Annotated in this window: 9 protein-coding genes and 1 pseudogene; 3 read left to right on the plus strand and 7 right to left on the minus strand. The window is 48.5% G+C overall.

The window, feature by feature from the left end; genetic code table 11:
* Positions 1–14: 14 nt before the first annotated feature.
* The 7 genes from MA2_RS08650 to rsmH all read right to left on the minus strand — a co-directional run bounded on the left by MA2_RS08650 (position 15) and on the right by rsmH (position 8,942).
* A complete protein-coding gene (locus MA2_RS08650; protein ID WP_067058912.1) occupies positions 15–488 on the minus strand; it encodes a hypothetical protein in 474 nt (157 codons plus the stop codon).
* A 202-nt stretch (positions 489–690) separates the two neighbouring features.
* A complete protein-coding gene (mraY, locus tag MA2_RS08655; RefSeq protein ID WP_067058917.1) occupies positions 691–1,809 on the minus strand; it encodes a phospho-N-acetylmuramoyl-pentapeptide-transferase in 1,119 nt (372 codons plus the stop codon).
* Between the two features lie 182 nt (positions 1,810–1,991).
* Complete coding sequence (locus tag MA2_RS08660) at positions 1,992–3,431, minus strand: UDP-N-acetylmuramoyl-tripeptide--D-alanyl-D-alanine ligase (protein WP_067058919.1); 1,440 nt, start codon at positions 3,429–3,431, stop codon at positions 1,992–1,994.
* Positions 3,432–3,480: 49 nt separating this feature from the next.
* Positions 3,481–5,049, minus strand: coding sequence for a UDP-N-acetylmuramoyl-L-alanyl-D-glutamate--2,6-diaminopimelate ligase (locus MA2_RS08665; RefSeq protein WP_079352101.1), 1,569 nt, complete (start codon positions 5,047–5,049; stop codon positions 3,481–3,483).
* Positions 5,050–5,200: 151 nt separating this feature from the next.
* Positions 5,201–7,315: a peptidoglycan D,D-transpeptidase FtsI family protein gene (locus MA2_RS08670; RefSeq protein ID WP_245945337.1), complete on the minus strand. Its 2,115-nt coding sequence runs from the start codon at positions 7,313–7,315 to the stop codon at positions 5,201–5,203.
* Positions 7,308–7,892: a cell division protein FtsL gene (gene ftsL / locus MA2_RS08675; protein ID WP_067058921.1), complete on the minus strand. Its 585-nt coding sequence runs from the start codon at positions 7,890–7,892 to the stop codon at positions 7,308–7,310. Before ftsL ends, MA2_RS08670 begins: the two co-directional genes overlap by 8 nt.
* 60 nt (positions 7,893–7,952) lie before the next feature.
* Positions 7,953–8,942, minus strand: coding sequence for a 16S rRNA (cytosine(1402)-N(4))-methyltransferase RsmH (gene rsmH, locus MA2_RS08680; RefSeq protein WP_067058937.1), 990 nt, complete (start codon positions 8,940–8,942; stop codon positions 7,953–7,955).
* Between the two features lie 298 nt (positions 8,943–9,240).
* Here rsmH and MA2_RS08685 point away from each other — a divergent pair.
* The 3 genes and pseudogenes from MA2_RS08685 (at position 9,241) to MA2_RS08695 (ending at position 11,392) form a co-directional block, all read left to right on the plus strand.
* Positions 9,241–10,137: pseudogene (locus MA2_RS08685) on the plus strand (IS3 family transposase).
* Between the two features lie 335 nt (positions 10,138–10,472).
* Positions 10,473–10,853, plus strand: coding sequence for a helix-turn-helix domain-containing protein (locus tag MA2_RS08690; protein WP_067058925.1), 381 nt, complete (start codon positions 10,473–10,475; stop codon positions 10,851–10,853).
* Between the two features lie 20 nt (positions 10,854–10,873).
* Positions 10,874–11,392 (plus strand): IS630 family transposase, encoded by a 519-nt coding sequence (locus MA2_RS08695; protein ID WP_067058928.1) that lies wholly within the window; start codon positions 10,874–10,876, stop codon positions 11,390–11,392.
* The last annotated feature ends 335 nt before the right edge of the window (positions 11,393–11,727 follow it).

Genomic DNA, 11,727 nt, shown 5'->3' on the forward strand with positions numbered 1-11,727 from the left:
TTTAAGCACGGGGTTTAAAGTAACGCTTGAACGATTTTAATACTCTGTAAATCCACCGCGCTATCCGTCGTTATAGCCAAGCCATCAAAAGTGGCGTGATTGGTATCGGGCGGTTTGGGCAAGTCCTCTAGCACGGGGCTACTGTCTGTTTTGATGATACTTAGAAAGTCGTTAATAGGCAAAGCTGGCGTGTCATCCTCGGCGTAACCATCATGCTGATTGGAGTCATGTTTGGCAGCAGGCGTGCGCAAGTCGCCCGACAACACACGATACACCACCCAGCCTTTATCTGCCAAATCAAACAGATTGACTTTTTCTAGCAATTTGCTGACCGCTTGCGCGCCTATCGTGCTGTCTTTATCCAATAGCAGCAGCAACTGGCGTTCGCGTGCGCTTGGCTGTTTGGTGTTCAATGCCTCTTTGCCCAGTGGTGTACGCTCAAGTGCTAGGCTGATGGTGTCGTCGTCTTGTTTGATTTTAAGCTTCATGGCATCCCTTCTTTGATTTTTTTAGATTGTAGAGTGTGTGATTTGTCATTGGCGGCTAAGTTGATAGTAGTATAGTCAATTTTAGTCGGCGTTGGGTTGATCTTGCACCCCTGCTGCGTATGTTTCACGTAACGTTGGCTAAGTCCACACCATAAAAAAAGAGGACAACCATTATCCCCTTTTTTATTCAACTTTTCATCGCTTAGCGCAGTTTTAGCGTCATCAAGCCTAAAATTACCAAAATAATGGTAATAATCCAAAACCGTGTGACCACTTGGGTTTCTTTCCAGCCGCCTTCTTCAAAATGATGATGCAGCGGTGCCATACGAAAGATACGCTTTTTGCGCAGCTTGTAAGAACCAACCTGCAACATCACCGACACCGCTTCGGCAACAAACAGCCCGCCCATGATGAGCAAAACGATTTCTTGCCGCGTCATCACCGCAATGGTACCAAGCATACCGCCCAACGCCAACGCGCCAACATCGCCCATAAACACCTGAGCAGGGTGGGCATTGAACCACAAAAAACCAAGCCCTGCGCCAATCATCGCCGCACAAATCACCGTGACCTCGCTGTTGTAGGCAATGTACGGCACATGCAAATATTCGGCAAACCGCGCATCGCCTGACACATAAGCGAACACACCAAGCCCTGCCGCCACCAATACCACAGGAAAAATTGCCAAGCCGTCTAAACCATCGGTCAAATTGACCGCATTAGAGGTGCCATTGATGACAAAATAGGTAAAGATAATAAACGCCAGTCCAAACGGCACCGCAGAAAAAGCAATAATCCAATTTTTAAACAGCGGAATCAGCAAATCCTGCATGGCGTGCGCGGTTTGCACATCGGGCTGCTGGGCGGCAATTGCGTATAGTGAAATGCCAACAAACAACGCACCGACCGACAACCAAAAATATTTTTTACGCGCAATCAAACCACGGGGGTCTTTGTGCTTGATTTTTAACCAGTCATCCGCCCAACCGACCGCGCCAAAAATCACCAATACCACCAACAAAATCCACACGTATGGATTGGCAAGGTTTGCCCACAGCAAGGTAGTGACCAAAATACTGCCCAAAATCAGCACCCCACCCATCGTTGGCGTACCTGATTTGACCAAGTGGCTTTGTGGCCCATCGGTGCGCACCGCCTGCCCGTATTTGAGCGCACGCAACTTTTCAATCACGCGATCACCCAACATCATACTAAGTCCAAGCGCAGTCAAAATCGCCAACAGCACACGCAGCGTCAGTGACGACACGGCACCAAACGGCGCATAAAACTGGCTGAGCCATTCAAACAACCAAAGTAACACGCGACCCCCTTGTATTTATTGTGTTGTGCCGCTGCTCGGTTAAATTTTGCTACGTAGTTAGCGCGGTGCGGCGTGGTTTGCGTCATTCTAAGCGCAAACGCCGCGCAGTTCAATTTAAGTTGGCGTTTTTACCTCAAACTGGGCGGCGTATCTGCGTTTTTTGGTTTAATTTTTGGTTTAATCTAAGCGGTTATAAAATTGGCTGCCAACAGCGCATCGACCACTTGCTCCATCTGCATAAAACGTGAGCCTTTGCACAGCACACTGCTTGGCGCGTCTGCCAGCATCTTATTTAAAGATACAACCAAGTCATCTTTGGTGTGAAAATGTGTGGCAAATACCTGCGCGTTGTCGCCTGTCCGCGCGGCATTGGCGGCAGTGACCGTGTGTGCCATCAACTCACCCACCGCCAACACGTGATCAATCGCTATCGCTGCCAATGCCGTGCCCAATTTGGTGTGTTCGGCTGGCGCGTCGTCACCCAATTCACCGATATCGCCTAAAACCAATATTTTGTTGCCTGCTTGTTGCGCCAATACCGCTGCGGCTGCTAGTACCGCGTCGGGATTGGCATTGTAAGTGTCATCAATAATGGTGTGCTTGCCGTGCTGATGGATATTGAGCCGACCTTTGGCAGGCGCGGCGGCATTGAGTCCTGCGGCGATGGTATCGATATCAATGCCCAGTGCTGCTGCACACGTTGCTGCGGCTAAGGCGTTGTGAATATTGTGCTGACCTGCAAAGTTGAGTGCCACCTGCGCTTGCCCTGTCGGCAACGGGGCGGCAAATTGCAACGTAAACGCGCTCCCATATTGGCTAACTTGAGTATCTTTGACAAAAACTTGCGCGTTGTTTGTGTCAGCTGAAGCCGCACCACCAAATGCCAAAACGCGCTCGGTGTGTGCGCTTGCTGCTTGGCGCAAAGCAGCGCTGTAGTCATCATCTGCAGGTAGCACGGCTGTGCCTGTCGCAGCTAGCCCTTGATAGATTTCACTTTTACCACGGGCAATGTTGTCGCGCCCACCAAATTCACCCAAATGTGCCGTGCCGATGTTGAGCACGCCTGCTACTTGTGGCTGCACCAATGCGGTGGTGTAAGCGATTTCGCCCAGATGGTTTGCGCCCAGCTCTAACACGGCATAGCGGTCGGCGTCTTCGATTTCAAGCAACATCATTGGCACGCCTAAGTCGTTGTTGAGGTTGCCACGTGTGATACGCGTTGGCGCGATATGTGACAAAATACTGCCCAACATTTCTTTGACGGTGGTTTTACCGCTTGAGCCTGTGATAGCAACCACCGTCAAATCAGGATGTTGGCGGCGGCGGTACGCACCAAGCTGTCCCAATGCCAGCCGCGTGTCATCGACAACCAGTTGCGGCACGTCGCATAGCTGCGCTTGACTGACGATCGCGGCGATCGCGCCTTTGTCATACGCGGTTTGGACATAATCATGCCCATCAAAGTTATCGCCTTTTAATGCCAAAAAAATATCACCTGTTTGTACCTTGCGGCTGTCGGTGACGATACGGCTAGACTGACTGGTAAAGGCGTGTTGCCAATGTGGGTACAAGTCTTGAACAGCGGTGGCGAGGTTGTCAGCGTGCCATTGGTAGGCAGTCATTTTGCTATCCTTATTGATTTTTTAAATACATGATGCTAAAAATTAAGTTTTAAGCTTTTCCTGCCGCAGCTAACGCCTGCGCCACCACCACGCGGTCATCAAAATCATGACGCACGCCATTGATTTCTTGGTAAGTTTCATGCCCCTTACCTGCGATCACCACCAAATCATCTTGTCCTGCCGCAGTAACGGCATATGCAATCGCCGCGCGGCGGTCAGGCTCGACATACACACGCGCGCGTTGCGCATCGCTTAACCCTGCTTGCATATCTGCCAAAATCGCCAACGGGTCTTCGCTGCGAGGGTTGTCGGCGGTCAAGATCACCGCATCGGCAACATCCAGCGCAGCTTGCGTCATCAATGGACGCTTGCCTGCATCGCGGTCACCGCCGCAGCCAACCACCGCCCACAATTTGCCCACACAATGCGCGCGCAAACTTGCCAACACCTGCGTCAATGCATCAGGCGTATGGGCATAATCCACAATAAAACCACCTTGCGCCGAGTCAATGCGCTGCATACGTCCGCTAGCACCTGCCAGGCTTGCCACCGCTTGCGGCAATTCATCAAGCTGCACGCCAAGTGCCAGCGCACCCCCAATCGCCGCCAGCAAATTTGCCACATTAAACCGCCCCAACAACGGGCTATGCAGCGCAAGCTTGCCCTGCGGTGTATGCAAAATAAAATCCACTCCAGCAAGGCTTGGTGCGATATCCGTGGCGAACAAATCCGCCGTTGGGTCTTGCAAGCTATACGTCCACACGGTGACACCCGTTTGGCGGGCTTGCGTTTGCATAGTCGCGCTTGCCGCGTCATCAAGATTGATCACCGCATGGGTCAAACTGGTAAAATAATCGCGGTCAAAAAGTCGTGCTTTGGCGGCCGCGTAATCCGCCATATCATGGTGATAATCTAAATGGTCGCGGCTTAAATTGGTAAAAATCGCCACCTCAATCGGCATAGCTTGCAAGCGTTGCTGGTGCAAACCGTGCGAGCTTGCCTCAATCGCCAATATGCGCACGCCTTGGCTGGCAAATGCGTGTAGCTGCTGTTGCATGGCAAGCACTTCAAGCGTGGTGTGCGTTGAGGGTGTAAGGTTGGGTAAAATCCCATTACCTGCTGTGCCCATCACCGCGCTGCGCTGCCCGTGGGCGTGCATGAGCTGCGCAATCAACTGGCTGACCGTGGTTTTGCCATTGGTACCCGTCACCGCAACCACATGCGGTAGCTGCACAGGTTTGCCATGTTGCAACTGCGCTTGCACCAACGTGCCCAAATAGTCACGCACATCGGGTGCGTACAACACCGGTAAGCCTGCAGGAATCACGGCTTGATCAAGCGCAACCTCAGACACAACAAACGCAGCTTGGCGATTGGCAGCTTGAGCAAGGTATTGGCTGATTTTCTCAGGGGGTGGTGGTGGCGCGTTGGGGGTTTGACTTTTGAGCAAAACAAACGCGTCATTGGGCTGAATCTGACGGCTATCGGCAACCCACTGAGCAAAGGCAATTTTTGCCAATGGTGACAGCGTTTGCCGCGCGCTGGCATTGCGTGATGACAATGCACGCTCATCGCTGACCTGATCAAGCTGGGTAAATAATTGGTTTAAAGTTTGCATGGTGAGCGATCCGTTATATTTTTTATCATGCGTCGAGGTGAAGGCTTAAAATCATCAAGCTTTGAGGTTAGATTTTGTATGAGTCATTGCGGTATTCAACCGTTTGGTGGCTGACCAAAAAAACCAACCACCCTTTTATCTATTTGTCCAATCACAAGTCATTGACGCTATCCAGTGAGGCTTGCTGATCTTCTTTGCCTGATAAGGGCTTATCAAACGGTACGTTGTATAGGCGCAAGGTTTCGCGCATGATTTCGCGAAATACGGGCGCGGCCACCAATCCACCAAATTTTTGCATTTGCGGATCTTCCACCATAATCGCGGCAACAAAACGTGGATTTGACGCAGGCGCGATACCGACAAATGACGTACGATATTGGTTGTCATAGTAGCCACCACCAGGCTTGCTACGCCGTGCTGTACCCGTTTTGCCTGCCACCTTGTAGCCATCAATTGCACCCAAGCGCGCCGTACCACCTGGTTCGGTGACGCTAACCATCATATCAACAATGGCGTTGGCGGTATTGGTGTCTAGCACACGTGTGCTATCGGGTTTGGGATACGGCACAGGCGCGTTGTCTAAATTGCTGCTGTTAAGTGCGTTGTCTTTGGTGCTTTTGATCAGCGTTAAGGGGCGCAAAATCCCACCTGAGCCCAAAATTGTGTACGCTTGCGCCAGTTGCGCCAGTGTGGTTTGTAAACCGTAACCATACGCCACTGTGGCGCGGCGAGCGATATCATTTTTGGCAGGTGTCGGCACCAGGCCTGCCGCTTCGCTCGGAAAGTTTAGGTTGGTCTTGTGCCCAAAGCCAAATTCTTTTTGTCCTTCGCTAAACACATCGGGCGGCAACGACAGCGCGATTTTTGCCGAGCCGACGTTACTGGATTTTTGCAGCAAGGTTTGTAGGCTAATTGTACCCAAATTGCCGTGGTCACGAATCGTGTAGTTACCGACTTTCATGCTACCAGGGCTGGTATTGATCAGCGAGCGCGTGTTGTATTGCCCTGATTTCATGCCAATGGCAACTGTAACGGGCTTCATTACCGAACCTGGTTCAAACACATCAATCAAGGCATGGTTGCGCTGGTTTTCGTTGTTAATGGTGTTTAGGTCATTGGGATTGTAGGACGGCCAGTTTGACAATGCCAACACTTCACCAGAATTGACATCGACAATCATACCTGTCGCCCAACGCGCTTGTTGCAAACGTCCCACTTTTTCCAATTCTTGGTACAACAAATATTGCAAGCGTGAATCAATAGTCAGCTGAATATCTTTGCCGGGTATTTCAGGCTCGACTTGCTCAAGCTCATTGAGGCTGTGGTTGCGTGCATCGCGCATGACTAGCACCTTGCCTGCTTGTCCTGCCAGCAAATCGTCAAAAATCTTCTCGACACCTGCTTGTCCGCGATAATGACCGCCATCTTGGTCATCGGTTTGCGCCATAAACCCGAGTAGCTGGGCATTAGGCTGCGCCTGTGGGTAAAAACGTTGATAAAATTTTGATTCAGTCACCCCAACAAATTTGGCATCAATGATGGGCTGGGCAAGCTCGGGGCGGACATTTTTCATCAACGGAAAGTAATATGAGCCTGCCCCTGTTGGTAATGCGGCTTTGATGGCATCTTTATCGGTCAAGTCAATGTGTGGGTCAAGCTGCACCGCATCTTGGAACGCTGCCACATCGATATGCGTCAGTGCTGATAAGCGGTTTAGATCCATACTGGCAAGGCGTTTTTCGGTACGTGCAAGTTCACGCGTCACCACCGCGCTTGGTTTGGATTTTTGCAACGCTTGTTGTTTGGCTTTGAGTGCGTAATACTCAGCGGCATAGTCACGCGGACTAAACACCAACGTAACCAACGGCGCAGAAATCGCCAACGGCATGTTGTTGCGGTCGGTGATCATGCCGCGATAGGTTGGCTGTTTTTTGATGGTGGTGATCAGCTTGTTGCCTTGGGCTTGATACGCATCTTTGTTGATCAGCTGCACATACGCCAAACGCAAAAATACTGCTGCAAAACCGAGTGCCATGATAGCCCAAACGGCAAAAAAGCGGCCTTTATCTTCCTCAACACTGCCACGGGTTGATGCACCACGTTTGGGTGTCATTTTAGAACGCTTGACCAGTTTGGTTTTGGTGATAGCAGGCTGCACTTGTGGCTGATTGTGCGTGGATGTCTCAGCACTGCTCTTGCGCCGTTTGCCCAAACGCGGCGACTTGCTGGGCTGCTTTGTGCTTTGATCGTTGTTTGTATCAGTCATGTGCCGCCCCTTGTGCTAAATTTGCGCTGCTAATTTGGCTATCGGGTGCGGATAAGGCACTAGGTGGCAGGGTGTTGGCTTGGTGTGGTGTGGTACGAATAATCAAACGATTGGAGAGTTCAGGATAAAACATATGCAGCTGAGTGACAGCACGATTAACAATTTGTGGCGTCGCGCTAAAGGTTTGCTGCTCAATGAGCATACGCTGACGCTCGACCTGCATTTGGCGAAAATCTTGCTTTAACTCACTAAGCTCAGTGTAACGCTGCTGATAGGTCTGTATTTGCTCAACAACGCTAAGTCCCGTCCACAAAATCGCCGCCACCAGCACCAACATCGCCACACTATACAGCCGAACTCCATGATAATCCGCATTCAGCAAATCGGTGATTGGTACGGGCAAATTGACGGATGGCGGATGGCTGACAGCGTTATCTGCCTTTACCTTAGCTGGGCGATGCGTGATCGGCTCGTTTTTCGGCGTTTTGTCAAGCGTTTGCGCCGCTTCGGTGGTATCTTGAGCGGCATTTTTGTCAAGCTTCAAAAAACGCGGGCGAAATTTTTTGGTTGAGGACATCTTCTTACATCAAATTACAGACAAACGGCACATGGCTAAGCACATGGGCATCAATTTGCCTTAGGGTGTTGCAGATAGGGGTGCGACATCGGCAAGACGCGTCGCTGTGCGCAGCCAAGCACTGCGTGCGCGTGGATTGGCGTCGACTTCATCAGCAGACGGCGCGATCCGCTCAGGCTTACTAAAATAACGTGGTACAGTAGGAACAGGCATATGGGCAGGCAAGTCTTGTGCCGCTTGTGGGTCATAGCCCTTACTGTATTTTTGCAAAAACTGCTTAATCAAACGGTCTTCTAATGAATGAAAGCTAATCACCGCCAGCCGCCCATTGGGTGCCAACACCTCAATGCTTTGCTGTAAAAACTGCTCGATGTCGCCCAATTCATTATTGATAAACACCCGCAATGCTTGAAAGCTTTGTGTGGCAGGGTGTTTGCCTTTTTGCCAATTGGGATGTGCTTGCTTGATGGTCTCTGCTAATGCCAACGTTGAGTCATAATTCGACATCTGCTTAATGGCTTTGGCAATCCGCCGACTGTAGCGCTCCTCGCCGTACTGATACAATACATCAGCAAGGGTGGTTTCATCCACCGTTTGCAACCACTCACCCACCGACTGACCGCGCGTGGTATCCATGCGCATATCAACCGCACCATCGCGCATAAAGCTAAACCCACGCCGCCCATCATCAAGCTGCGGTGAGGACACGCCCAAATCCGCCATGATACCATCAATCCGATCAAACCCTGCTGCCTTTATACTCTCGGCAAGCCTAGCAAAGCTTGTATGACACACGATCACACGCGCATCTTGCGCCGCCAAGTCATTGGCAACCGCAATCGCTTCAGGGTCTTTATCCAACACAACCAAACGGCTATCATCAGACAAATGCGTAAGCAATAACCGACTGTGCCCACCGCGCCCAAATGTAGCATCAACGAACACACCACACGCTTGCACAGGTGGCGCATCACTTGCGCTCAAGCGCGCCGCCTCAACCCCAAGCATTGCGGCAACGGTTTCATACAATAACACCGTGGTATGCGTCATCGGCGCGTCAGTTTGTTGATCGTCTGTATTTTGCTTATCTACCACCCAACACGCCTATGTTTGTTCGCCTAAAATCAAGGGTAAAAAAAATTGTCTATTATTATCGCTGAGTTAGGCGCAAGGTCAAGTAAAATTATGGTTTTGAGCAATAAAAAACATTTGACATACTCCCCCTACCAAACCTAGCGGTTATGGTGAGGGCATTTTTGCGACCCATAACAACCCCAACTTAAATTGAGTTGTTATCTTGAACTGTACTGGGGTTGTCGGAGACCCAAAACTCTGAGACAATACCCCTATGAAAACCAAACAATACTCCACAGAAGTTAAGAATCGAGCCGTTGAATTACTCATCGAATCACAAAAAGATTATCCCTCACTATGGGCAGCCATACAAGCCATTGCATCCAAATTTGGCTGTATCCCCGAAACCCTACGCACATGGCATCAAAAATCCTAAGCTCAGCAAAACCCCGTTACTGTTACCACCGAAAGCCAAGCCGCCCGTATTGCTGAGCTTGAACGAGAAAACCGTGAGCTCAAACAAGCCGACCTGCCAAAGCTTGCTCGCTGTACCGTTGAACGCCTTATGAAACAGATGAGCATACAAAGCGTATGGCGGGGCAAAGGTAAAATTACCACCAAACAGCGAGATGACCAAGACAAGCCCGATGATTTGGTCAAACGCAACCTTACCGCAAATGCCCCAAACAAGCTATGGGTCGCTGACTTTACTTACAGCAAAACCAAAACAGGCTGGGTCTATACCGCCTTTGTCATTGACGTGTTTAAACGGGTTATCGTCGGTTGGAAAGTATCAGCCCGCATGGATACCCAGCTGGTGCTTGATGCGCTAAATCAAGCTCTGGATGCTCGTGGCAGACCAAACGGTGTGATTCATCATAGCGATAAAGGCAGCCAGTATCTATCGATTAAATACGGCGAACGGCTAAAACAATCGGGGCTTGCTGCATCGGTTGGTACAACAGGCGATTCTTATGATAATGCCCTTGCTGAAAGCGTCAATGGACTATACAAAACGCAGGTGATTGATTACTTTAAACACGAATGGGAAGGTGTGAATGATGTTGCACGAGCTACCCTTGATTGGGTACACCGGTACAACCATGAACGCTTGCATTCTAAAAATGGATATTTGTCGCCCATTGATGCGGAGAATATGTACTATTGTTGATTAAAACCGTTAGGCTATGCTGCTTGACTCAAGACAATCTGTCTGCGATAAACTCGGGACGGTTCATAGGTTCATAGGTTCATAGGTTCATAGGTGATAAGACGGCTTGTTGTCGTTTACCCAGTTCTTGGCAGAGGTCAATGGGGAAGCAATACTAATGATAAGTCAATTTTATTTTTTATGCACTTAAATTTTAGCTAAAATAAAAAGACAATCACTTGTGATTGACTTTTTATTTTCTTAGGACTTACGCAAAACGCATAAATTTTTGCGTAAGTTGATTAAAATATATAGTTAAAACTGTAATATAATAAGCATTTTAAACCAATACCACCATGCCCAAAATATACAACCAAGACTTACGAGACAGAGCCGTCAACCACTGGCAAAAGACAGGCAACAAAAGCCAAACAGCCAGACTGTTTGAAATCAACCGCAACACCCTTAATAACTGGATAAAGCTCTATCAAGAACAAGGGAATACCAAGCCAAAACCCTTTGCACCTGTTGGCGTAAAACACATTATCACTGACCTAATCGCCTTTGAGGACTACGTTAACGCTCAGCAATTCGACACCGCAAAACAGCTTAGAGAACAGTACTTAAAAGACCATCCTGATATCGATATTTCCTATAACGCCTTTTTACAAACCTTACGTCGAATCAAATGGAGTTTTAAAAAAAGACCCCGCTCTTTAAGCAAGCCAACCCAATAAAGCAAATAGGTTTTAAACTGATGTTAGGTTTTCTACTTTTAACCTTGAGTATCACCGCTGAAAATATACTGTTTATGGATGAAACAGGATTTTATCAAAGGCAATACTACACCCGCAGTTGGTCGCCCATTGGTAAACCTTGTTATGCCAAAATTGAAGCTAACAAGGGTAAACGCTTAAACTTAATGGGAGCCATGCGATTAAATGAGTTTAAACTCATCGCGCCTATTACCTTTGAAGGTGGTTGTAACCGTGTGATAGTTGAAAACTGGCTACACACATTAGCACAATCTTTGCCAAAAGATGAAAATGGTAATTATCCAAAACGTGTATTGGTGTTGGGTAATGCTAGATTTCATCATGGTGGCGATTTAAAGCAAATTGCGGAACTTTATAATATTGAACTGACGTACTTACCGCCTTACTCACCTGAACTTAATCCAATTGAGCAGTTGTGGGCAGTCATCAAGCAAAAGGTTCGTTTAACGCTAAGCAATTTTGATACGCTTAAGGAATGTGTTGAAAGTTGCTTGGTATAATTCGGTTTTGACTATAGTTCATCGAGTTCTTCGATGGCTTTGTGTCCGTTAAGGAGACTGTCTGCTAGGGAGAGTTGCCCTGTTTGTTTCCATGCCATATTCGTGTCTTTTGCTATCTGGTTGATTTTACTGTATTATATCACTTTTACAAACTTTTGTGCATTTTTTCGTGCAAAGGTTTCAAAAAGACAAAAGCTTTTAAAAAGTATTGAAAGAATAAAAGATTTTTCAAAATTCTTACAAAAAACTATTTACTTATTTAACAAATGTATGTAAAGTTAATTCAGAGTTTTTCCGAATTTTAGTAGCCTACGCTTTAAAGAGGTATATTATGA

This window comes from Moraxella atlantae NBRC 14588 (assembly GCF_001591265.1).
GTDB lineage: Bacteria > Pseudomonadota > Gammaproteobacteria > Pseudomonadales > Moraxellaceae > Faucicola > Faucicola atlantae.